General features: G+C 64.7%; 19 protein-coding genes and 1 pseudogene. 12 read left to right on the top strand and 8 right to left on the bottom strand.

From position 1 onward, the window contains the following. Nucleotides 1-2,158 (bottom strand): ESPR-type extended signal peptide-containing protein (locus tag LGM89_RS35250; protein WP_264172754.1); only part of this gene is annotated, 2,158 nt, incomplete at its 3' end. Between the two features lie 475 nt (nucleotides 2,159-2,633). Here LGM89_RS35250 and LGM89_RS35245 point away from each other — a divergent pair. The 5 genes and pseudogenes from LGM89_RS35245 to LGM89_RS35225 all read left to right on the top strand — a co-directional run bounded on the left by LGM89_RS35245 (nucleotide 2,634) and on the right by LGM89_RS35225 (nucleotide 7,492). Next, nucleotides 2,634-5,660 (top strand): sensor histidine kinase, encoded by a 3,027-nt coding sequence (locus tag LGM89_RS35245; protein ID WP_226275556.1) that lies wholly within the window; start codon nucleotides 2,634-2,636, stop codon nucleotides 5,658-5,660. 149 nt (nucleotides 5,661-5,809) lie between these two features. Further along, nucleotides 5,810-6,280, top strand: coding sequence for a SymE family type I addiction module toxin (locus LGM89_RS35240; protein WP_226275555.1), 471 nt, complete (start codon nucleotides 5,810-5,812; stop codon nucleotides 6,278-6,280). Further along, on the top strand, nucleotides 6,277-6,597 hold the full coding sequence (locus tag LGM89_RS35235; RefSeq protein ID WP_089497946.1) for an XRE family transcriptional regulator: 321 nt from the start codon (nucleotides 6,277-6,279) through the stop codon (nucleotides 6,595-6,597). Before LGM89_RS35240 ends, LGM89_RS35235 begins: the two co-directional genes overlap by 4 nt. Before the next feature lie 205 nt (nucleotides 6,598-6,802). Beyond that, nucleotides 6,803-7,171 (top strand): type II toxin-antitoxin system RelE/ParE family toxin, encoded by a 369-nt coding sequence (locus LGM89_RS35230; RefSeq protein ID WP_089498206.1) that lies wholly within the window; start codon nucleotides 6,803-6,805, stop codon nucleotides 7,169-7,171. After that, nucleotides 7,171-7,492, top strand: a pseudogene (locus LGM89_RS35225) (helix-turn-helix domain-containing protein). Before LGM89_RS35230 ends, LGM89_RS35225 begins: the two are co-directional and overlap by 1 nt. Nucleotides 7,493-7,790: 298 nt before the next feature. Here LGM89_RS35225 and LGM89_RS35220 read toward each other — a convergent pair. From LGM89_RS35220 to LGM89_RS35210, 3 genes are all read right to left on the bottom strand, one after another. Further along, the gene (locus LGM89_RS35220; protein ID WP_089497947.1) at nucleotides 7,791-8,630 is read right to left on the bottom strand and encodes a peptidylprolyl isomerase; all 840 of its coding nucleotides are present in this window, start codon (nucleotides 8,628-8,630) and stop codon (nucleotides 7,791-7,793) included. A gap of 547 nt (nucleotides 8,631-9,177) precedes the next feature. Next, nucleotides 9,178-9,948 carry a glycosyltransferase family 25 protein gene (locus LGM89_RS35215; protein ID WP_226275554.1) on the bottom strand — a complete coding sequence of 257 codons (771 nt, stop codon included), beginning with the start codon at nucleotides 9,946-9,948 and terminating at the stop codon, nucleotides 9,178-9,180. A gap of 47 nt (nucleotides 9,949-9,995) precedes the next feature. Continuing rightward, nucleotides 9,996-10,313: a hypothetical protein gene (locus LGM89_RS35210; protein ID WP_089497949.1), complete on the bottom strand. Its 318-nt coding sequence runs from the start codon at nucleotides 10,311-10,313 to the stop codon at nucleotides 9,996-9,998. A 434-nt stretch (nucleotides 10,314-10,747) separates the two neighbouring features. On the opposite strand from LGM89_RS35210, the gene LGM89_RS35205 reads away from it, so the two are divergent. Both LGM89_RS35205 and LGM89_RS35200 read left to right on the top strand, forming a co-directional pair. Further along, a complete protein-coding gene (locus LGM89_RS35205; protein WP_226275553.1) occupies nucleotides 10,748-12,346 on the top strand; it encodes a tetratricopeptide repeat protein in 1,599 nt (532 codons plus the stop codon). Between the two features lie 17 nt (nucleotides 12,347-12,363). Further along, nucleotides 12,364-13,218, top strand: a complete 855-nt coding sequence (locus tag LGM89_RS35200; RefSeq protein WP_226275552.1) for a hypothetical protein — start codon at nucleotides 12,364-12,366, stop codon at nucleotides 13,216-13,218. Nucleotides 13,219-13,246: 28 nt separating this feature from the next. On the opposite strand, the gene LGM89_RS35195 is transcribed toward LGM89_RS35200, so the two are convergent. Next, nucleotides 13,247-13,651: a hypothetical protein gene (locus LGM89_RS35195; RefSeq protein WP_011356516.1), complete on the bottom strand. Its 405-nt coding sequence runs from the start codon at nucleotides 13,649-13,651 to the stop codon at nucleotides 13,247-13,249. A 383-nt stretch (nucleotides 13,652-14,034) separates the two neighbouring features. After that, a complete protein-coding gene (leuA, locus tag LGM89_RS35190; RefSeq protein WP_179254951.1) occupies nucleotides 14,035-15,744 on the bottom strand; it encodes a 2-isopropylmalate synthase in 1,710 nt (569 codons plus the stop codon). A 974-nt stretch (nucleotides 15,745-16,718) separates the two neighbouring features. Between leuA and LGM89_RS35185 the strand changes: the two genes are divergently transcribed. The 4 genes from LGM89_RS35185 to LGM89_RS35170 all read left to right on the top strand — a co-directional run bounded on the left by LGM89_RS35185 (nucleotide 16,719) and on the right by LGM89_RS35170 (nucleotide 20,029). Beyond that, nucleotides 16,719-17,108, top strand: a complete 390-nt coding sequence (locus LGM89_RS35185; protein WP_043178912.1) for a fucose-binding lectin II — start codon at nucleotides 16,719-16,721, stop codon at nucleotides 17,106-17,108. Nucleotides 17,109-17,241: 133 nt separating this feature from the next. After that, the gene (locus LGM89_RS35180) at nucleotides 17,242-18,099 is read left to right on the top strand and encodes a fucose-binding lectin II (protein WP_226275551.1); all 858 of its coding nucleotides are present in this window, start codon (nucleotides 17,242-17,244) and stop codon (nucleotides 18,097-18,099) included. A 194-nt stretch (nucleotides 18,100-18,293) separates the two neighbouring features. Beyond that, nucleotides 18,294-19,034, top strand: a complete 741-nt coding sequence (locus LGM89_RS35175; RefSeq protein WP_226207479.1) for a fucose-binding lectin II — start codon at nucleotides 18,294-18,296, stop codon at nucleotides 19,032-19,034. Between the two features lie 155 nt (nucleotides 19,035-19,189). Continuing rightward, nucleotides 19,190-20,029: an AraC family transcriptional regulator gene (locus LGM89_RS35170; RefSeq protein ID WP_089497955.1), complete on the top strand. Its 840-nt coding sequence runs from the start codon at nucleotides 19,190-19,192 to the stop codon at nucleotides 20,027-20,029. A gap of 60 nt (nucleotides 20,030-20,089) precedes the next feature. Here the strand turns inward: LGM89_RS35170 and LGM89_RS35165 are convergent, their stop codons facing one another. Then, entirely contained in the window at nucleotides 20,090-21,454 is a 1,365-nt protein-coding gene (locus LGM89_RS35165) for a M23 family metallopeptidase (RefSeq protein WP_226275550.1), read from the bottom strand. Between the two features lie 341 nt (nucleotides 21,455-21,795). Between LGM89_RS35165 and LGM89_RS35160 the strand changes: the two genes are divergently transcribed. Next, nucleotides 21,796-22,665 (top strand): mechanosensitive ion channel family protein, encoded by an 870-nt coding sequence (locus LGM89_RS35160; RefSeq protein WP_089497957.1) that lies wholly within the window; start codon nucleotides 21,796-21,798, stop codon nucleotides 22,663-22,665. A gap of 68 nt (nucleotides 22,666-22,733) precedes the next feature. Here LGM89_RS35160 and LGM89_RS35155 read toward each other — a convergent pair whose 3' ends face one another. Further along, nucleotides 22,734-23,867: a branched-chain amino acid ABC transporter substrate-binding protein gene (locus LGM89_RS35155; RefSeq protein WP_089497958.1), complete on the bottom strand. Its 1,134-nt coding sequence runs from the start codon at nucleotides 23,865-23,867 to the stop codon at nucleotides 22,734-22,736. Nucleotides 23,868-23,908 lie beyond the last annotated feature (41 nt).

The raw sequence follows: 23,908 nt of genomic DNA, 5'->3' as shown, positions 1-23,908 counted from the left end.
ACAGCGTCGTGCCGTCCGTGCCAGCCAGCGTCGCCTTGTCGTGGTTGATCGTGCCGTCCGCATTCGTGTCGTACGTCACCGCCGCCGACGTCAGATCGCCGTTGGCATCTTCACCCACCAGGCCTGCGTTCTTCAGCTGGCCGAGGTTCAGTGCATCGTGATCGTCCTTCGCGTCCGCCACGTTCTTCAGCGCGACCGGCGTCGTCGAACCCTCACCACCCAGCGTCACCGAACCCAGGTTCGGCGTACCGTCCGCGTTGCGGTCGTACGTCACTGCGGCAATCGCCTTGCCGTCGTCGCCGATCAGGCCCGAGTCCTTCAGTTGCGACACGTTCACCGCGTCCGTATCGGCAGTGCCTGCCTTCACGTTCGACAATGCAACAGGCGTCGTTGCACCCGTGCCGCCCAGCGTCACAGAACCCTTCGTTGCGTCGTCGTATATCACTGCGTTCGGATTGCCGATCCCGCTCGATGCCAGCGCGTCGAGCGCATCACCCACGTTGTGATAGTCCTTGCCATCCACCGAGTACGTCGGCTGCGTCACGCTACCGTTCGTGCCAATCGCGGCACCGCCGCCGAGCGCTGCCGTCACGCCCGTCAGTTGGCTCACGTTCACCGCATCGGTCGCCGCCGTACCGGCAGCCACATTGATGATCTGACGCTCTGCGCCCACGTTGCCAATCGACAGAGCGTTCCCGCGATTCGCGACGGAGCCATTGCCGAGCGCGATGCTCCCAGCCCCAACGGCGCTGGTTGCATTCCCAAGCGCGGTCGAATTATTGCCGGTCGCCTGTGCGCTCCGGCCCATCGCCGTCGCGGCATTTCCCGTTGCACGTGCGGATACGCCAACCGCGGTAGCATCCGTCGCCGTCGCGTTGGCCAGCGTACCGAGTGCCACCGTGCTGCTTCCGCTTGCCACCGAGTTCCCGCCCAACGCTACGCCCGAAATGCCCGTTGCGCTCGCATTCGCGCCAATCGCGGTCGCACTGCCTGCGGCCACTGCAGGAGCGTCAGCTGCATAACTGCCCGTCGCAATGTTAATGAACCGGTTACCACTCGTCGAAACATTCGCGACTGCTGCATTCAGCTGCCCGAGGTTGACCGCATCGGAGTCCTGCGTACCAGCAGCCACGTTGACGATCTGGCGTTGCGCGTTCGCCGCACCGACGGAAACACTGTTGGCACGATCGGCGACGGAGCCGGTCCCCAGTGCCACGGCCCCGTCTGCGGACGCCCTGGCGACTTCACCGATTGCGACCGAGCCCATGCCGGACGCGGTTCCGTTCACGCCGAGCGCAATCGAATTCACACCCACCGCGCTGGCGCCGACGCCCAATGCAGTCGCGTGGCTTTGCGTCGCCTTGGCGCTCATGCCAAGCGCCGTACTCGCGGCGCCTGTAGCCGACGTGGAAATGCCGATTGCCGTCGCATTCATGCCGCTTGCCGAAGCATTGTTGCCGATCGCAGCAGCGTTCTGGCCAACACCCTGCGCGTTCGCGCCGGCGGCAAATGCGCCGACGCCCGCTTGCGCAGCGTCGGCGCCGGAGGCCGTATCAACCTTGAAGTACGGGTTGGTCGTCGAAACGTTCGCAATCGCCGCGTTCAGCTGGCTGACGTTGACCGCATCCGTGCCGGCCGTACCCGCGGCCAGGTTGGTGATCCGGTTGTTCGTCATGCTCACGTTGCTGTCGAAATCCGCCGCCCCGGAGAAATGGATCCCCGAACCGCCGTTGACGAAAATATTGCCGTCCTTCGTTCCGACGATATTCGCCCAGTACTGTTTGTCCGAAGCAGAACCCGTGGTCCCCCCGTTCGCCGCCGCGTTATTGGTCAGCTGGAACGCCATTTCGTGACCAGGTGCGTAAGGACTCGTCGTCAGATTGCAAGACCCGACACCTACCGAACCACCAGGACCGTAGGCCAAGCCGCTGCTCGGCCCGCACAGCGCCAGACCGCCGTTACCCGTCGGCAGCGTTTGCGCGCTCACATCGGCCGACATGGCGACACCACCTACCCCCGCCATCACAGCGACCGCGGCCGTCACCGACGACCGCATCGTCGAGTTGCTCTTTGATTTCTTGCTTGCGCGCGCCGTCTCGGCCGCCGCAGTCCACGTGCCCGTCGATGCATTCCAGACGGTCCGATACGACTTGTTCATGTCAATTGCCTCAGAGTGAGAAAAGGTTTGAAGGACGATCCACGTCCACCCGAGGCAATATATTTTTTCGCTGTCAATCCGTTAATCAGACGCCAGGACAGGTCGACGTTCATTTTGTAGGCCTGGTCCTAATATGACCTTGCTTTACATTCAGACAGGCACGACGACACCTGGCAACGCCCCTCTCCCACTCAATTCCGTTTGACATGCACGCCACGGCAGCCGTATAAAGCGCGGCGCACAAACTACCCTTCTAATCGGACTAGTCCTAGTTATCGCGATCGTTCATTTCGGACTGCCCTACATACTCGCCATCGCGCTATCCCGATAATTCTCTCGATCCCTAGCCTGTGTCGCGTTCTCCAGACGCGTGCCCCGACTTCCGGATACGGTCGCGCCCTGGCTACGTCGCGGCCTTAGCCGCGCGACCACTCGCGACTCCCGATTTGTGCATTGATTCACCGGTGTTCGTCCCATGCCTATCCGACATCTCTTCGCATCCCCAACGGACGCCAGCGCACCGTTCGCGTCGACCGACCACGAGCCGCGCGACCTGAGCCTGCTGAACCGCTATCACCGCTTCACGCTGTACGGTGGCGCCATCCTTCTGTCGCTCGTGATGCTGTCCGCGACGGGCATCCTGCTTGCGGGATCGGCACGCGACTACATCGCGAAGCGTCACGAGCTGTTCGCGACGCACAAGGCGCTCGTCCAGTTCGAAATCGACGCGAAACAGGCGTCGATGCGCCGCGCGGTCATCAATGCCGAACTGCTGTGGAGCGGACATCCGCCGCACGCGCAGGGCCCGGCCGACGCGCTTCGCCGCGACGGGCACGTCGTGCTGGCGCCGATGCCCGGTCTCAGCGAGATCTTCGTCGCCGCAACGCCTGACGCGGCCACCAGCGGCGCGAGCGATCGCTACGTGCAGCTGATGGAACGGCTGACGATCTCCATGGCGGCCGCCGAACGACAGACCGGGCTCCCGGAGAGCGGTTTCGCATACAGCCCCGATCACCGCGTGATCGCGATCACGCCGCCGCCATCGACGCCATACCACGACCTGCTTGCCCGGATCGGCGTGCCCGACACGCATGCCCTGGCCGATCGCCTCGCGCTCGACGCGGCGGACTGGAGCAATCCCGCGATCGCCCGTCACTGGCGCATCACGCGCCGGATCGCATGGCAGACGCCGGCGGTCGATCCGTTGACCGACCGGAAGGTGTTCCGTCTCGTCGAGCCGGCATTCGACGGTCCGCGCCACTTCATGACGTTCGTCAGCGATCTCGACGTCGACGTGATCGCCGACCGTCTCGCGCAGGCGCCGGACGATTCGGTCGCCATGCTCGTGGGTGACGATGGCCGGCTCCTGTTGAGCGCGGACCGGACCGGCGCGTCGACCGACGGCGCGGCCCTGATGCGCCGCGCGCTCGCAAACGGCGACTGGAAACGCGGATTCGACCGTTTTTTCACGAGCTATCACGACGGGATATTCACAGTCAGCGACCGGCTTTCCGATACCGGCTTTGCGATCGTCTACGCGTATTCGTGGCGCACGATCGCGCACGCGATCTGGCCGGCAATGCTCCGCGAGTTCGGCACGGCCGCGTCGATGCTGGCCGTGCTGTGGGCACTCGTGGTCGTCTTCGACCTGACGATGTTCGCACCGCTGTTCCGCCGTTCGCGCCGCGTATTCGAAAGCGAACAGATGAGCCGCGCGATCATCTCGACCGCGCCGTTCGGCATCGGTCTCGTCTCGCTCGATACGCGCGAGGTACTGATGCGCAACCGGATGATGGAGCTGTACGAGAACGAGACAAGCGCCCCGTCGCTGCCCGAGCGCCTGCTGGCGTGCTACCGCGAGCGCGCGGCCGGTGCGCCCGTGCAGCTCGACGTCGAATTGCCGGTGATGCTCGCCGACGGGCGCAGCCGCGACCTCGGCGTCAATTTCGTCCGCACGCGCTACAAGGGGCGCAACACGCTACTGTGCAGCTTCTCCGACATGACGACGCGCGCCGACACCGAGCGTGCGCTCGGCAGCGCGAATCGTGCGAAATCGACGTTTCTCGCGACCATCACGCATGAAATCCGTACACCGCTCAACGCCATGCTCGGCAATCTTGAACTGCTCGACAAGGCGCCCGATCCGAGCCGGCAGAAGCCGCGCCTGCATGCGGTCACGTCGGCTGCGCGAATGCTGCTCGACATGTTGAACAACGTGCTCGACATGACCAAGATCGAGGCCGACCGGATGACGCTCGAAGCCACGAGCTTCCGCATCGACGAACTGATGCGCGACATTGCCGACCTGTTCGAGCCGATGGCCGCCGCCAAGGGCGTCGCGCTACGCATGGAGATCGACCCGGCCGTCGCGCATGCCTATGTCGGCGATCCGATGCGCGTGCGGCAGATCGTCGTGAACCTGGTCAGCAACGCGATCAAGTTCACGGATCGCGGCACGGTGGCACTGTCCGTATCGGCATCAGCGGTCGCTGCGACGCCCGTGACGATCCGGGTGAGCGATTCCGGAATCGGGATGACGACCGACCAGCTCGCGCACGTATTCGAACCCTTCGCGCAGGCCGACAAATCGATCGCACGACGTTTCGGCGGCACGGGCATCGGGCTCGCGTTGAGCCACAAGCTCGTCGAATCGATGGGCGGCAACATTGCGGTGGACAGCGTGCCGGGCGTCGGCTCGACGTTCGTCATTACGCTGCCGCTGCCGCTCGATCACCGGCCGGGTGCGGCACGCGCGGATGCAGGAGCAGACGCGCCGAACGCCCGCGTGCTGTTCGTCGACGACAACCCGGTGAACCGTTCGCTAATCCACGACCAGCTCGACGTTCTAGGCTATCCGGCCGATGTCGCGTCGAGCGTCGCGGAAGCGCTCGACCTCGTCGATCGACACGACTATGCGCTCGTGATGACCGATCTCAACATGCCGGGGCTCGATGGCTATGCGTTTGCGCGGGTGTTGCGTGAGCGGGGCCGTGCACGGCCGATTCTCGCCGTGACGGCACATGCCGAGCCCGACGAATTGCGTCTGGCGCGGGAAGCGGGGATCGACGAGATCGTCGCGAAGCCGACGTCGTTGAAATCGCTCGAGCAGGCGATCACGAAGCACACCGGGCCGTCGCAGGCGGCTCATTCGCCGCCGCCGTCGCGCCGGCACGGGCCGCTGCCCCATGATCTGCACAAGGTGCTTTCCGACACCGCATACCGGTCGAATGGCGCAATCGCACGCGCGCTCCAGGATGGGGACTTGAAAGCGGCCCGCACGGAGATTCACAGCATGCGTGGGGCGTTCGCGATGATCGGCGAGCACGAGATATCCGCGGCTTGTGCATCGATGGAAGCGTTGGCGCTGGCGGGCGACGCCGCGGCGTTCGCGCGTGAGTTCGAACGCTATCGGCACGACGCGAAAGAGATCCTCGTGCGACGTGCGGCTGGCGAGTCGCAACAACCGGTCGACACTATTTCTGACATATCTGCGATGAAGTGACGAAGCGGTGCGCCAGCGCAACTGCCCTGAAATCGTTGACCATCAAGGATACAAGGCATCGGCCGAATGGCCAACGTCGATAAAACCGTACAAGACCGATATCAGACAGCAGTCGATCTCGGTAGAGTGGTTGCACGTTTTCGCTTCGGATGTTCAGTCATTTCGACATGCCAATCATGCAACGGAATGGCGATCGAAATCTGCTGCGTAAACGAGCGCGGCCCGCCGGTGAGAACAACACCTGCGGGCCGCTGACCACAACCAACTCAACTAAGGAGTTGACCATGGCTGGCGCGAATCATAACGCACCGACGTATTTCCGCGATTGCTTTTTTTCCCCGCAATCGTCCTCTCACTCTGGCCGCCTCGTCCCGCACGTCAGGCTGACCGACATGGCACCGCCTGTGATGTATCTGTGGACGAAATTGTCCGGCCGATGGATCGAGGCGGCAGGTTTCGATCCCGAGCAACGCTTGCAGATCGAGGTATCGCACAAGCGGCTGGTGATTACCCCGATCGATGATGCGGGCGGCGATCATTGCGTCAGGCACGAACGCCCCGATGACGATCCCGCAACGGGACGGCAACTGGAATCGGTGATGGCAGGAGAAGCACCATGAACCACGACGCCCCGAATCAATACCCCGACGACGTCCCGGCCGATTTCGACTTCTACGATGTCGGGGAACTGGCGGCCAAGTCCGCGCTCGTGCTGAAGGTCAATGCGCTGATCGCGTCGCGCGGCCTGAGCGCGGAAGAGGCTGCCGCGCTGGCCGAGATGACCCGGCCGGTGGTCACCCCCGAGCAGCGCGACAGGCTTCGGAACGTTTCGCTGGAAACGCTGATGGTGACGCTCGCCTCGCTCGGCCAGCATGTGGAAATCGTGGTGCGGCCAGTGGGGGAATCGGGGCCGTCGGGTATCACGGTTTCGGTCTGACGGTCGGTGAAGTCGGCTGAACATTGGCAAGGGGCGCTTTCGACTCCGATAGATAAGCGCCTCTGGGCCACGAGTTCGAAACGATAGCCCTAACGCTGCCCGATGAATCAACGGGCGCACAAATTCCGGGGTTTTTTCTAAGTTGCCGGATTTCCGCGACACAATCGCGCGGATTCCGGCACGTGTCATTTATATCCGAACGGATATAAATGTAAATCGGAAACGAAAACTTCTGTACTGGGAAGGTTCGTCGAAGAAGGAATTCAAAACGTTCCCTGCCGACGTACAGAAAGACATGGGCGTGGCATTGTTCATCGTCCAGCTGGGCAGCACGCCTGACTCGGCCAAGCCCTGGAAGGGATTGGTTTCCGGGGTATATGAGCGACGAGAAGATCATCGCCGCGATACTTTCCGGGCGGTCTACGCCGTGTGCGTAAGCGATTCGGTCCATGTCCTCCACGCGTTCCAGAAGAAATCGACGTCCGGTATTGCGACACCGAAGCCAGACGTCGAACTGATCACGAAACGGTTGAAAGCAGTGTTTGTCCGTCACGGGCGAGCGGGAGATCGATGATGAATCGCAATGACTGTCCCCAAGGCACCCACAACGTGCTATTGAACCTGGGTTTCGACGAGGGCGCGGAACTGTCGGCCAAAGCGGCGCTCGCGCTCAAATTCAACGAACTGATCGACCGACGCGGCCTGAGCCAAATCGAGGCAGCGGCGATCACCGGCATGACGCATGCCGAAAGTATCCCCGGTGCGCCGTTACAAGCTGCAGAACATTTCGCTCGAACGGCTGATGCACGCATTGGTATCGCTGGGCCAGCATGTCGAAATCGTCGTGCAGCCTGCGCGACGCTCTCGGTCGGCCGGCATCACGGTCGCCGCCTGACTGCCGGCGAAACATCGCGAAGGGAGGCGTGTGGTAACCGGAATATCTTCGGCGCTCGCATAAGGCAGCGTTAGGAGTAGTGCTATCACACGAATAGCAAGGCTACGACCGGGCCCGGCGGCCGCCGCCAAAGCCCCTCCGGTACCACACCCGTTCAATTTAGCGTCAACAACCGTCACAACCTATCAGACCAGGCTGATTCTTCGTTCGGCACTCGCATAAAAATGCCGCTGCCGTGGATAACGGCAGCGGCTGGCGCGATGATTCGGTCGAATCCCCGGGGTATCCGGGTTCGCGCTTACTGCTGGATCGTTGCCTGCGAGCCGAGCTTCTCCACCAGCGCGGCCATCGCGCGCTGCTGCGCCTGCGTTTCGAGTTGCTGGCGCAGCACGTTCCTCGCCGCCTCGAAGCTCGGTGCAACGGTCGGCCGCTTCTCGTCGAGTTTCACGATCGCAAAGGCCTTCCCGACCGCGAACGGGCCCGTGACCGTGCCCGGCTTCATCGACGTGATCACCTGCGCGAGCGGCACATCCATCCCGCCCGTCTTGCCTTCGACGATCGGCGTGCGCAGTTCGGCCCATTGGGCAACGCCGGCGTTAGGTGCCGTGTTGTACTGCTTCGCCATCGCTTCAAACGGCACGCCCTTCTTCAGCTCGGCCATCGCCGCCGCCGCGGTCGCCGCATCGGCCACTGCCACCACTTCGGCGCGGTATTCGAACTGGCCGGCATTCGCGATGATCTGGTCATAGCGCGCCTTCACCTGCGCGTCGGTCACCGGTTGCGGGCGAGCCTGCTCGCGCAGGAACAACTCCGACGCGGCCACCGTGCGGGCCCGCATCGCAGCCTTCACCGCTTCGGGACGGCTGCCGTAGTTGGCCTTGTCGGCCGCCTGTTCGACCAGTTGCTGAACGATCAGGTCGCGCTTGATTTGCTCGCGCAGCATGGGCGAATCGGGCTGGCCCGACGCCTTGACCCGCTCGTCGATATCAACATGCGGAATCGGTACGTTGTTTACGACGGCTTCGACACTGGGCGGCAGCGGCGTTTCCGTTTTCGTGCCGGCGGCGCGGGCGATCGGTGCACCGCAGGCACAAGCGAGCGCGATCAGCGTGTAAATGACTGGAAAGTGATGTTTCATCGGAAGGTCCTTCATCGAGAGGTAGGAATGCCGCACGTCACCGCGGCGAGGAGGGAAACTGCGGCATCGCCATCGGCATTCGCATGGACAGACGCACAACGAAACGGGACGGGCACAGGCCGGTCGGCCAGGTACCGCGCAGCGACGAGAGGCAAACACGGGCGAGGGACGCCGACTCGCGGCAAGCACACAGCGGCCCACCAGCAGACACGCGTGAATGCCCTGCGCTCGCATCTGGCAGCGTTCTCCCAACTTGCGACCTCATCGGCCGAAGAGCGGCCGAGCCCACCGACCGCCGCAGGGCATTCACGCGTGTCCGTCCGGCACGCACCGCGCGGTCGAGACGAGCGCTCGTCCGGCGAAAAATACGCTGCCCGGGGCCGGGCAGCGCGTCCAACGAAGCCAGGCTTCGTACACGGGGTATCGGGCGGACTCCAATCGACCACTCGATGGCTCCATTGTCGGAGCACGGCAGTCCACCGCACAATCAGCCTGGTCCGATTCTGCGTCGAATCCATGATCGTCGGGCGCATGCATGCGTTCATGTTCACCCCTGCTGGATCGTCGACGTCTCGCGCACATTCATCGTCACGGCGAGCGGCGGAAAGGCAGCCACGCTGCGCATCGCGCCGTAGAACTTGTTCATCGCGACGTCGATGCCATAGTTCGCGATCGGACGGCCAAGCCCGTGCGAAAACAGCGTCTCCGGCTGCAACGGAAAGCAGCGATCGAGCAGGAACCGCGCACCGGCCGGCGAGATCGTGTACGCGCAGATCCCGTAGAACTCGAGCAGGTTCATCATCAACGCGGGACCGCGGTCGATACGAAAATCGTCGACGGCACGCGTGAGCGCCGCCGCGTCGAACTGCATCGTCACCGGCGTGCGATCGTTGAAAAGCGTGCCACGCAAGATCGAATCGAAGTTGTAGCCCCATGCGATGAAGTCGAGACGATCAGGCTGCGCGCGCAGGAACTGCATGAGCACGTCGTTGAAATCGGGACGGAAGATTGCGTCGTCCTCGGCGATCGTCACGAGCGCGTCGCCGGATGCAATCTCTGTCCACAGCCGATGCGTCGTCATCGCCACGCCGATTGCCCCACGCGTGTACGGCAGGCCGGGGGCGAACAGCCCGCTCGCCGCAATGTCGTCATCCAACAGCGCGCCCCCGTCCACTGCGTCGATGAATGCGAAATCAAGGTCGGGGTTGTTCGCGCGAAACGTGTCACGGCGGCCGCGTGCGTCATTCAGCGAGATGACGCGCAGCGTACCGCGTACGGAAAGCGGGTGCGCTGCGGGAGCAGGTTCGGTCGCGGGCATGGTCGCGGTATCGACGGCCCCCGGTCGGTCGGTAACGGGCATGTTCATCATTGCCACCCCGTCACGACGGAGATACCGAACACGATACCCAGCACGATGCCGACGGTCCGCCCTTGCAGCAACGGCTTCACCGCCGCCGGTTCGAAAAACGGATCGACTACGTCGGCCCGGTTGCGCCATGCGGCGACGAGCGGCGGCACAAGCAGCAACAGCGCCATCGCCAGCGCGGTCACCAGGGTCACGTTCAGGCCGCTCGCGTTCCAGCGCGTGCCGACCTCGACGACGAAATGAATCGCCGCGACCGCCGCTGCACTGGCAATCATGCCCAGCACCGCGCCCTTCACCAGATGATCTGCGTCGCTCATTTTCAATACTCCTTGTCGTATGGATGCCGAACGGTGCCAGCAGGAACAGGTTGTATTAAAAAGGTGTGCGATACCGATCTCCATCGGACGGGTCTTACGTGATGCGGCTGTCTCGCATAAATCGGACTGGGCCTACAGCGCCACGCTTGTGCTCCACCGAATCCGCCCCAAGGTCCGTCCCGGGTGGCAAACAGGATTATTTAGGACGATATGTTCCAAATATCCAATCCATTTAGGACTTGTCCGATTTAGTTGTCGGGGACGACTGCATAAAGTGGATTCCGACACGGCAACGGGTGTCCGCCGACATCGGAACGACAGCCCACACGCCACCCGGCCCCGGTTTTCGCCAAGCGAACCGTCGGCGGCCGCCCCGATTGACGATGCCGCCGATCCACGCCTCGCTGCGCGGCGGCTTTACGGAGCGACTTCAGATGCAGATCACCCCGCACGACATGCCCGCCCTCGCACCCCTCCCGCAGCTGCGTGACACGCTCGACGACGCGATGACGCTCGACCTGCTCAACGCTGACGCGTCGCCCGATACCAACGACGACGCGATCGTCACGGCGACGCAGACGATGATCGACCGTGGCGATATCGAGCGGCCGGTCGAACTCGCTGCATTGCACTGGCGGCTTCGCCCGATGTCGGCCGCCGCGGCATTCAATTGCGGCTACGCGCTTCAGATGGCGGGCCGTCACGACGAAGCGATCGCGCCATACCGCCACGCACTCGGCCTGGCGCCCGCATGGCCTTCGCTGAAGAACAATCTCGCGGTCGCGATCCGGATGTCGGACGGTGATCCCGATATCGAACATGCGCTGATCGAAGGCGCACTCGACGACAACGCTGACGATCCCCGCGCGTGGACGAACGCGATCGTCACGCGGATGAGCCGATTCGATCTGGACGGCGCCCAACGCGCGGCCACGCGCGCCGCGGCGCTCGCATCGAACGATCCGCTCGCCGCAAACAACATCTCGCTCGTGATGAAGGAAGCGCAGCGCTGGGACGAAGCGGAACACCACGCGCAACGCGCCGTCGCGCTCGCGCCTGACAATGCGTCGTATCGCCACAATCTGTCCCTGCTGACGCTCGCGCGTGGCGATTTCGAAGCAGGCTGGCCGCTTTACGAGGCACGCTGGAAAGGCTCGTCAGAACTCAGCGGCGGCCTGCCGGCCTTTCCTCGCCCGCGCTGGCGCGGCGAACCGCTCGCGGGCAAAACGCTTTTGTTGTGGGGTGAACAAGGCATCGGCGACCTGCTGCAGTTCTGCCGTTACGTCCCGCTGCTCGCCGAGCGCGTGCATCGCGAAGGCGGACGCATCGCGTGGAATACGTTTCCGCAGGCAGGCGCACTGATCGAGCGAAGCCTGCGTCATCACGTCGACCTGTTCGACACCGCTACGCGCGTCGACCGCCTGCCCGAACACGATTACGAACTGCCGCTGATGAGCGTTCCGTGGATGCTCGGCCTCGACGGCGACGCGCTCGCGGCATCGGCGCCATACCTTCATGCAGACGCTGCGGCCACCAATGCATGGCGTCACGCGCTCTCCAGCGAGAAGCGGATGAAGGTTGGCCTCGCATGGACAGGCAGCCTCACGCATGCGCGCAACCGCTTCCGTCGCGTCGGCCTCGAACGTTATGCCGATGCGTTCACCGGCATGCAGGACGACGTCGCGTTCTATTCGCTGCAGCTCGGCGCACAACACGACGTCGAGGCAGCGTGCGCGGCCGGCTTCAACGTGACCGACATGACCCGCGAGTGGAAGACGCTCGACGACACGTCGGCGTTCGTCGGCGCGCTCGATCTCGTGATCACGGTCTGCACGTCGGTTGCGCACCTGAGCGGCGCGCTCGGCCAGCGCACATGGATATTGCTCGATGCCAATCCGCATTGGGTCTGGCAGCGCGACCGACGCGACAGCCCGTTTTATCCGACCGCGTCGCTGTATCGGCAGAAGACGTTCGCCGACTGGGATCCCGTGCTCGATGAAGTCGTCGCCGATCTTCGCGATCGCGCCCACTGACCGGAACGGGACGCGTCATGGACTACAACATCTGCCTCGTTCGCCCGCCCGGTTATGCACACACCGGCGCGTTCACGGAACTCACCGAAGTCATCGCATACGGACTCGAGGATCTCGGCCACGTCGTGCATTGCCACGAGAACAACATGATGTCGGACGCGAGGAACATCCTGATCGGCTGCCATCTCGCCGATCCGGGCCTGACCGACCACGTGCCGGACGACACGATCATCGTCAACACCGAGCAGATTCACGTCGACGAGCAGCCGTGGAACGAGAACATCTATCGTTGGGCGTCGCGCTACGAAACCTGGGATTACAGCGAACGCAATCTCGCGAAGCTGAAGGCGCTCGGCATCGGGCACGCCCGTTATCTGAAGGTGGGTTTTCATCCGAAGCTGCGCCGCATTCCGAACGACGTCGGGCAGGATATCGACGTGCTGTTCTACGGGACGATCGGTCCGCGCCGCGCGGCGGTGCTCGACGCATTGCAGGCACGCGGGCTCAAGGTCGGGATCGTCAGCGGCGGCATCTATGGCGCTGAACGCGATACGTACATCGCGCGTGCGAAGGTCGTGCTGAACCTGCATCACTACGCGTCACACATCTTCGAAGTCGTACGCGCGTTCTATCTGATGACGAACGGCAAGGCGATTGTCGGCGAGGTATCGCCGACGACGGCGATCGATCCCGACTATGTGGCCGGATTCCGCGCAGCGCCTTATGACGCGCTGGTCGATACCTGTGTCGAACTGGTCCGCGACATCGCCCAGCGCCGCCAGTTGGAGGCAGCCGCGCTCGATACGATCGCCCGGATCCCGCAGGCGCGCACGCTTGCGCCATTGCTGTCGTGGGAGCCGGTCGCCGTCTAGCGACGTGCCGGCACACGCGTCTTCGTCGTCAAGGCTGCGAAAACACCATCACACGCCCTTGCACACGCTGGAGCTTGAGCCAGCCCATGTCGGCGGTGAAACGCAGTTGCTGCAACGGGAAGTCGAACTGCGCCTCTCCGGCGGCGCTCACGACCGCCTGGGCGATCCAGCGGATCAGCGCCTTCCCTTCGTCGGTCGTCACACTGCCGTTCTGCACGCCGTAAAAATAGCGATTCCCGGCGTTGACCTCGTTCTGCAGCTGCATCCAGTGCCCCGGCAACCCCTGCAGGGTTCTGAACAGGTCAGCGACCCGTTGCGTCGTGAGGCCGCGCGCCCACAGCGCGCCGTTTGCAGCCGGCCGCGCCAGATTGTGGCGATCCGCTGCCTGGGCCTGTTCCTTGATCTGTCCCCTCAGGGAATCATCCTTCGACATGCCGCACTCCTCATGGTGATAGGCGCGGGAGAACAGCCTCGCGCGCGCATGCACGATACGCCCATTACGAGAAGTCATCGCCTGTCAGGTATGTCAGGCCTCAATATCGTCCATCCGTCCCCGTCACGCTTTCCTCTTCCCCTTCAACACGAACACCGCTGCCGGATACCGCGCCATCGCGAACCGTATCGTGATTCCATGACCGGGCGGAAGAGGTTTCGGGTGTATCCGTCGCGCAAGCATCGCGACGCGAAGACCCGCGCGCAGGTGGATTTCAAGAAGGCGGAACTGCGTGCCGCGCGCGCAGGATCGTGTGGCAGCAACCGCACGGACGACGATGCAGCCGCGCCGGTCACCCCCGGCGCGGCCGCCAAGGCCCCCGCTTACGCGACCGCCTTCACCGCAGGCTGCACGCCAAAAAACATCGCCTGCACCGCTTCGTCCGCGCGCGCATACGCGCGGTTGATGCCGCTGATCACCGCGCGGATCGACGCTGTCGTCAGGTTCGCGTCGATGCCGACGCCGAACGCGCTGCCGCGCACGCCGGTGCCGGCCAGTTCCGCGATCGCGATCGCCTTCGCATCGGCGCCTTGCGACAACGCACGCTCCTCGTAGTGCTGGATCCGCAGCGGCGTACGCAACGCATGCATCAGCGCATCGAGCGGGCCGTTGCCTTCACCCCGCAGCACGCGGCGCTCGCCGTGCACGTCGGCGGTCAGCACGATCGACTCGCGGCCGTCGCGCTCGGTCAGCTCATGGCCGACGTAACGCAGCGGCGCATCGCTTTCGACATATTCCTGCTGGAACAGCGACCAGATCTGCGCGCTCGTCACCTCGTGCCCGCTCTCGTCGGTCAGGCGCTGCACGGCCGCGCTGAAATCGACCTGCATACGGCGCGGCAGCGCGACGCCGTAGCCCTGTTCGAGCAGATACGCGATGCCGCCCTTGCCCGATTGGCTGTTCACGCGAATGATCGAGTCGTACGTGCGGCCGAGGTCGTTCGGATCGATCGGCAGATACGGGACTTCCCATACAGCGTCGGCACGCTGTACCGCGAAGCCCTTCTTGATCGCGTCCTGGTGCGAGCCGGAGAACGCGGTGAACACGAGGTCGCCGACATACGGATGGCGCGGGTGGACCGGCAACTGCGTGCATTCCTCGGACGTGCGCGCGACTTCGTTGATCTGCGAGAAGTCGAGGCCCGGGTCGACGCCCTGCGTGTACAGGTTCAGCGCGAGCGTGACGAGATCGACGTTACCGGTGCGCTCGCCGTTGCCGAACAGGCAGCCCTCGATCCGGTCCGCGCCGGCCATCACCGCGAGTTCGGCCGCCGCCACCGCGGTGCCGCGGTCGTTGTGCGGATGCACGGACACGATCAGCGCGTCGCGGCGCGCGAGGTTGCGGTGCATCCATTCGATCTGGTCCGCGTAGAAGTTCGGCGTGCCGACTTCGACGGTGGCCGGCAGGTTCACGATCGCCTTGTGCGCCGGCGTCGGCTGCCACACGTCGAACACGGCGTCGCACACTTCCTTCGCGAAATCGAGCTCGGTCGCCGTGAAGGTTTCCGGGCTGTATTGCAGCGTGAAGTGCGTGTCGGTCGCGGCGTCGGCGAAGCGCTTGATCGTGCGCGCGGCGTTCACCGCGAGCGTCTTCACGCCGTCGCGGTCGAGGCCGAACACGATCTTGCGGAATTCCGGCGCGGTCGCGTTGTACAGGTGCACGATCGCGCGCTTCGCGCCGCGCAGCGAGTCGAAGGTGCGCTCGATCAGGTCGTCGCGCGCCTGCGTGAGCACCTCGATCGTCACGTCGTCGGGAATGTGGCCGCCTTCGATCAGCTCGCGCACGAAGTTGAAGTCGGTCTCGGACGCCGACGGGAACGCAACCTCGATCTCCTTGAAACCGATCGCGACCAGCATCTTGAACATCCGCATCTTGCGCGCGGCGTCCATCGGCTCGAACAGCGACTGGTTGCCGTCGCGCAGGTCGGTGCTCATCCAGATCGGCGCTTGCGTGATCGTGCGCGTCGGCCACATGCGGTTCGGCAGGTTGACGGGCGTGAACGGTCGGTACTTCGTCGCGGGGTTCTTCAGCATCATGATGTTCGGTCCTCGGTCGGTGGGTCGGGAACCCGCGGCGCGCTGGCCATCCGTCGGGGTGGCAGGCTGCGCGCGCAGCGGTAGAAACGGGTGAAAGCGGGTGAAAGCGGCAAGCAAACGGCACAACGGCAAAGCGGTACGGCGAGCGACAGCCTTGGCGGTTGTGCGACCGGGACGGAGCGGAGCGATTCGGAAGAAGGACGAACTCAGGCGCCGGTCGACAACCGGGGCCAGGTCGATGATGCGGGGGAAATCTGGCGCTTCAGGAAAGAAGCAGATGGAAAGCGCGCAGCCGCAGACCCAGCCCGGAGAAACGGGCTAGTAGTCGTAGCGAGAAGAGGGGCTGGGCGGCTTGCATGGCCGAAATCAGATCACAGGGGGATGGGGGCTGTCAACGGGCTAGGCGCACATGGCGCGGAATTTGTTCGCTCAGAATCAGTCCTGTCCGATAGGCGGCGCGCCGCCCCGTCGATATGCTTCATGGGTGCGGCGCCGGTGAGGCCCCTGTTCACGTTCGGAGTGAGTTGGTCTACGTACTTCGCCGGTTGCCGCACCCCCTCCTGTAGCAAACAATCGGGTTTCGGTGTGGGCGTTCGGTGGTGGCCGGTGGGCGCGGCCACGACCGAGATGCTGATGTTGAAACCAACGCTGCCATATGCGAACACCGAGCGTCCGCGCCGAAGCCCGATTGCCCCCGCCTCCCTCCCCGCCCGCTCCGCCTGCGCAACCGCGCATCGTTCAGGAAATTGATACGCCCGTCGATATAGTTTCTCGAATATATCGAAACACCTTCGATTAAACGCAGTTCATTAAATCGATTAGCCGCCATTTTCGATTTTCTGAACAATGGCCATTCCCCGTCGATTATTTTTTTATTTATTTTTCGGCATGCTCGGTACGTCGCATTTCAAACGGCAAACGTTTGCGCGACATAGCTGTAAGCCTTATCCATCATTCCTCAGGAGGAAAGCATGGCCGATTCTCAAACGTCATCCAATCGCGCCGGCGAGTTTTCGATTCCGCCGAATACCGATTTTCGCGCGATTTTCTTCGCGAATGCCGCCGAGCAGCAGCACATCAAGCTGTTTATCGGCGACAGCAAGGAACCCGCCGCGTATCACAAGCTGACGACGCGCGACGGCACGCGCGAAGCGACGCTGAATTCCGGCAACGGCAAGATCCGCTTCGAAGTGTCGGTGAACGGCAAGCCGTCGGCCACCGACGCGCGCCTCGCGCCGATCAACGGCAAGAAATCGGACGGCTCGCCGTACACGGTCAACTTCGGGATCGTCGTGTCGGAAGACGGCCACGACAGCGACTACAACGACGGCATCGTCGTGCTCCAGTGGCCGATCGGCTGACCTGACGCGCACCCGCGCGCATCTGACGTCCCACCCCCGCCGGCCGTCTCCGGGCCGGCCGGCGGTTATGCGCCGCCTTCAGCGGCACCGCCCCCTTTTTGCATCGAAACCCGCCCTACCAACGGAGACATCCATGCCCCTCCTTTCGGCTTCGATCGTCAGCGCCCCCGTGGCGACCTCGGAAACCTACGTCGACATCCCGGGCCTGTACATCGACATCGCCAAGGCAGAGATTCGAGACGGGAAACTGCAGGTCATCCTCAACGTGCCGACGCCGTACGCGACCGGCAACAATTTCCCCGGCATCTATTTCGCGATCTCGACCGACAAAGGCGTCGTCGCGGACGGCTGCTTCACCTATTCGTCGAAAGTGCCCGAGGCCACCGGGCGCATGCCGTTCACGCTCGTCGCGACGATCGACGTCGGCACCGGCGTCACGTTCGTGAAGGGCCAGTGGAAAAGCGTGCGCGGCAGCGCGATGCATATCGATTCGTACGCGAGCCTGTCCGCGATCGGCGATACGGCCGCGCAATCGTCGTCGTCCGGCAGTGGAAGCGGCGGCGGTGAAGCTGGCGCGGGTGGCACCCCGGGCAGCGCGGGCGGCTCGGGTAGCACGGGTAGCGGCACGATCGGCGGCGGCGGCGAGCGCGACGGCACGTTCAACCTGCCGCCGAACATCAAGTTCGGCGTCACCGCGCTCACGAATGCCGCGAACGACCAGACGATCGACATCTACATCGACGACAACCCGAAACCGGCCGTCACGTTCAAGGGTGCCGGCGTGCAGGACCAGAACCTCGGCACCAAGGTGCTCGACTCCGGCAAGGGGCGCGTGCGCGTGATCGTGATGGCGAACGGCAAGCCGTCGCGGCTCGGCTCGCGGCAGGTCGACATTTTCAAGAAGTCGTACTTCGGGATCGTCGGCTCGGAAGACGGCGCCGACGACGACTACAACGACGGCATCGTGTTCCTGAACTGGCCGCTGGGCTGAGCACGACGATTCACGGCGCGGCAGGGCGTGCGCGCCGTGGTCGAATCCCCAATGGCGACGGGGCCAACTCCACATTGCGAACCGATTCATTCGAGCAGTCAGTCGCAGTTCCACTGCTGTACTCCGTGCGCGGCAACGGCGAAATCCATTCACCGGCCGCGCAACGCGAGACCTTTCATCGAGACGAGGACGACATGTCACAACCGTTTACCCATGACGATCTGTACGCCCTGCTGCAACTCGCCGGCAACGATGCCACCGCCGTCCAGGCGAACGGCGACCAGGCGGTGCTCGACCGCATGCGCCAGTTCATGACCGCGCAGCTCGTGGAAAAGCTGCCGCAATACGACGTGTTCGTCGATATCGCGACGATCCCGTACAGCTTCGACGTCGGCAGCTGGCAGAACAAGGTGAAGGCCGATGCGGCCGGTCAGGTGGTCGCCTGCACGGTGACGTGGGCCGGCGCGCCCGGCGTGCTGCCCGGCGCGGCGGCGAAGTTCGGCGTCGGCGCGGTGGTCAACTACTTCTCGAAAGCGACGCCGCAGCCGCAACCCACGCAGCCGGATCCCACGACGACCGGCGGCGGCGAACGCGACGGCGTCTTCAACCTGCCGCCGAACATCGCGTTCGGCGTGACCGCGCTGGTCAATTCGTCGGCGCAGCAGACGATCGAGGTCTTCGTCGACGACAACCCGAAACCGGCCGCGACGTTCCAGGGCGCCGGCACGCAGGACGCGAACCTGAACACGCAGATCGTGAACTCCGGCAAGGGGAAGGTGCGCGTGGTCGTGACGGCGAACGGCAAGCCGTCGAAGATCGGCTCACGCCAGGTCGACATCTTCAAGAAGACCTACTTCGGTCTGGTCGGATCGGAAGACGGGACGGACGGTGACTACAACGACGGGATCGCGATCCTGAACTGGCCACTGGGCTGAGCCGCATAAGCTCGCCTCCCATCGCCACGCCGCGCGGCGTGGCGATCCGCGTGGACGCCCCTGCCCGCCCGCGCCCCGCCCCGCCCCTGCAAGAACGATCAAACGCCCCCGCCGCCGATACCATATAGTCCGCCCGACACGCTCATTGGAAAACCATGAATCCGGTAGGACAAGCACTCTGGTTTATCGAAACCAAACTGGACCACGAACTGACGCTCGACAGGATTTCCGCCAATTGCGACATGACGCGCTTCGGCTTCTCGCGCCTGTTCTCGATGAACACCGGCTGGCCGGTGATGCGCTATGTGCGGTCGAGGCGACTGACGCGTGCGGCACGCGCACTGGCCCAAGGCGCGCCGGACATCCTGCAGGTGGCGCTCGATGCCGGTTATGGCTCCCATGAGGCGTTCACGCGCGCGTTCCGCGATTGCTTCGGCATCACGCCCGAAGACGTGCGGGCTCGGCGCACGCTTGACGGGTTGTCTCTTGTGGAGCCGCTTCGCATGAAAGAACTGAAGATCATCGACGTCGTACCGTCACGCTTCGAAACCACCGGCAAGCGGCTGATCGCCGGCATGAGCGACCGGTACACCTTCGAAACCAACGAAGGCATTCCGGCGCTGTGGCAAGCGTTCATCCCATACATCGGTACCCTACCCGGCCAGGTCGACGATGTGACCTACGGCGTATGCTGCAACCCCGATGCGGATGGCAGCTTCGAATACATCGCGGGCGTGGAAGTGACGAGCCGCGACCGGTTGCCCGCACCCTTTCGCTGGATCGCACTCGAACCGCAGCGGTATGCGGTCTTCGAACACGTCGGGCATATCTCCACGCTGCACCAGACGTTCTACAGCATCTGGAACGGCTGGCTGCCGACGTCGGGATTCAAGGCGGTCGACGCGCCCGAGTTCGAGCGCTACAGCGCGGACTACGATCCGGTGACGGGCGCCGGCGTGCTGGAAATCTGGCTGCCTGTCGAGCCGGCTGCGTAGGCGATTTGCCTTGATCGGCCGCGGCGTGGCTCGTCGCGGCCGGCGGCACCGCGCCAACCATCAACCGGCCCGCGATCCGGCAGGCTCCGCCATCGCCACCGGCTGCGACCACCCAGCCGACGCCAGCCGCGTGCGTGCATCGACTACCACGCGATTGAACGCGACGCGCCGTTCGCCCTTCAGCTTCGCTGCCGTGCCCGCCTGCACCAGCGCGACCGGGTCGACGAGACGGGCATGCCGCCGGACCTCGAAGTGCAGATGCGGCCCCGTGGCCGTACCCGTGCTGCCGACCGCGCCGACACGCTGGCCGCGCGCAACCCGCATGCCGGTTCGCAGTGCCGGCTCGAATGCCGACAGGTGCGCGTAGTACGACGCGTAACCGCCGTCATGACGAATCACCACGTACTTGCCGTAGCCGCGCGGCTCGGTGCCGATGAACGAGACGACGCCGCGCTCCGACGCATGAACCGCGCGCCCGGCCGGCGCCGCGAGATCGACGCCGGAATGCACGTGACGTGCGCCGGTGACCGGATGCACGCGCGTCCCGAAATGCGAGCTGATCCGGTTTGCGCTGACCGGCATCGCAAACCGCGCGCCGGCGACGGGCATGCCGTCGAGGTCGTAATAGGCGCCCGGCGAGCCGGCATCGGGCGCAAACCACACGGCCGCGACGTGCTGGCCGTGCAAGCGAAGCTCGAGCGCCGTCACGCGCACGCCGCCCGGCAGTTTGCCCTCGCTGTCCGGTTCGTAGGCGACGCGGAACGTGTCGCCAAGCGCACCGTGCTGTTTCAGGTCGATGCGACCGGCGAGCATGCGGGTGATCTGCGCGGCAACGCCGGCCGGCAGATCCGCGCGCGCCAGCGACGCCTGCAGGCTGCCGACGATCGCGCCGGCCCGCGCGCCGCGCTCGGCTTGCGCGAACATGAACGGCTCGGCGGCGGCAAGATCGACGGGACGCCGTTCGAACGCGGCGGGCTCGCCCGTCGCGGGCAACGCCGACGCAAGACCGTAATCGAACCTCGACGCGTACGCGCGTTCGACCGCCCCGCGCGCCGCGTCGCACAGCACGCGGTAAGCCACGCAGGCACCGAAGCGCGCCACGGGGTCGTCGCGTTCGCCGGCCGTCGGCGCGGCCAACGCATGCGACGTGTAGGCAACGTCGAGCGGCGCGGCCGTCGATGCGTGCAAGCCGCCCCATGTCGTGCGCGCGGCATTGAAAAAAGGCACGTCGACAAGGTCGGCCGTCACGGGCGAGAACGGCGCGGCGTCGTGCGACGCATCTGCCACCGCACCCGGTGCGCCGGCCACACAGGCCGCCGCGATGACACCGCGCAGCAACGCGCGGCGCATCGGGAAACCCTGAACGCCGCGCCGTGCGGGTTGACCTTGTTCGCGTGCGAGACGGAAACGCAGGTCTAACCGCATGACGTCGTCACTCGCTGTCTGTCAGTAAAAAATCGGGAAAGAACCGGGTATCGCGGAGGAACGATCGTCGCGACCCGGCAACGTGAAAACGAGTGTAGCGGCGCGCTCGACGCTGCTGAATAGGACTAGTCTCATTTGATGGAAAAGCCGCTTAGTACAAAAACGAAACCGCGATTTCGCGGCCCGGCGGCACGGTCATGCGGCATTCGACCCCACCCGTTCGGGCGAACCATTGTGTGCCGCGTACAGTCGAACGCTGCCCGGCGCGTGAGCGCAAGCCTGCCCGACCACGGCGGGCACGCCACGCGTCACGCATGTTTCTTCAACCCGGAAACCCGTTAATGTTTCTCGATCAACTACATCCGGAACGCTGGACGTTCCTGTGGAACGCGCTGTCCACCCTCTCCCTCAAGTTGTGCGCCGGCCTGGCGCTGCTCGTCGCCGGCTGGTGGCTGTCGAAACGCATCGGCAACTGGCTGAATCGCCTGCTCTCGAACAAGGAGCGCGTCGACGACACGCTGCGGCCGATCCTCTGCGACGTCGCCGTGTGGGGCATCCGCATCGTCGCGATCGTCGGCGCACTGTCGCAGCTCGGCATCGAAACCGCGAGCATCGTGGCGGTGCTCGGCGCGGCCGGCCTCGCTATCGGGCTCGCGCTGCAGGGCACGATGCAGAACATCGCGGCCGGCATCATGCTTCTGCTGCTGCGGCCGTTCAAGGTGGGCGACTATATCGACGGCGGCACGGGCGTCGCGGGCACCGTCGACGAGGTCGGGCTCTTCATGACGCGGCTGACGAAGCCGGACGGCATCTGCGAATACGTGCCGAACAGCGCGCTGTGGGGCAGTTCGATCCGCAACTACACGCGCAACCCGACGCGCCGTCTCGATCTCGAAGTGGAAGTGTCGGTGCATGACGATATCGATCGCGCGCTCGACGCGCTGCGCAAGCTGGCGCTCGCCGACCCCGACGTGCTACAGGATCCCGAGCCGAACGTGATGGTGATGCGCTTCGACGACAGCACCGCGATCGCGAACGTTCGCGTGTGGACGCACACCGACAAGTTCTGGGACATGCGCTGGCGTCTGGCGCGGCAGGCTCGCAAGGCACTCGCGGACGCGAACTGCGCGCTGCCGATCCGCACGCGCGAGCTGCACATCGTGCATGACGCGGAGCGTCGCACCGACCGCGCGCAAACGCACGCGCTGTAAACGGCGAAGGCCGCGAAGCACCGCCTGCTTCGCGGCCTTCGCGACGTCAACGCAACGTCACCGCCCCATCACATCTTCACGATATCGAGCAGCGCCTTCTTGCCGCTCCTGTACGTGAACACCGAGATCGCGCCGTGCTTCAGGTCGCCCTGCGGCGTGAAACTCGTCTCGCCGATCACGCCCTTGTAGTCGGTCGCCGGCATCGCGGCCAGCACCTTCGCCGGATCGGTCGAGTTCGCGCGCTTCATCGCGTCGACGATGATGTACACGGCGTCGTACGAGAACGGCGCATACACCTGCATCGGCTGGTGGTAACGCGCTTCGTAGCGCTTCGCGAACGCCGCGCCGCCCGGCATCTTCTCGAGCGCGATACCGGCCTCGGAGCACACGACGTTGTCGGACGCGGGGCCCGCGAGCTTCGGCAGGTCGGTCGAGCACACGCCGTCGCCGGCGAGGAGCTTCGCGCGCATGCCGAGCTGGCGCGCCTGCTTCGCGAGCGGCCCGCCCGTCGCATCCATGCCGCCGTACATGATCGCGTCGGGGTTCGCGCCCTTGATCTTCGTGAGGATCGCGCGGAAGTCGATCGCCTTGTCGTTGGTCGCGTCGCGCGACACGACCTTCATCCCGGCGGCCTTCGCGGCCTTCTCGAACTCGGTCGCGAGGCCCTGGCCGTACGCGGTTGAATCGTCGACCACGGCCACCGTCTTGATGCCCAGGTTCTTCGCCGCATACATCGCGAGCGCCGGCCCCTGCTGCGCGTCGGTCGCCACCACGCGATAGGTCGTCTTGAAGCCCTGCTGCGTGTAGGTCGGATTGGTCGCGGCCTGCGAGATCTGCACGACGCCGCCGTCGCGATAGACGCGCGATGCCGGAATCGACGTGCCCGAGTTGTGATGGCCGACGACGCCGATGACCTTGTCGTCGACGAGCCGCTGCGCGACCTGCGTCGCGGTGCGCGGATCGCCCGCGTCGTCCTGCGCGTCGAGTTGCAGCGTGACCTGCTTGCCGCCGATCGTCAGGCCCTTCGCATTGATTTCCTCGACCGCGAGGCGCGCGCCGTTCTCGCTGTCCTTGCCGAGGTGCGCGATCGCGCCGGTCAGCGGTGCGACGTGGCCGATGCGCACGATTTCGTCCGCATGTGCGGACAGCGCGCACGTGAGCGCCGCCGCTGCCGCGAATGTCGTCATGGAATGTCGAAGCATATCTGTCTCCTGGTCAGTCTTGTGGGCCCCGTTCGATGCGG

The organism is Burkholderia sp. AU31624 (genome assembly GCF_020420065.1).
Lineage (GTDB): Bacteria > Pseudomonadota > Gammaproteobacteria > Burkholderiales > Burkholderiaceae > Burkholderia.
The sequence above is the reverse complement of the archived record's forward strand: the minus strand, read 5'-3'. Positions and strand labels throughout refer to the sequence as shown.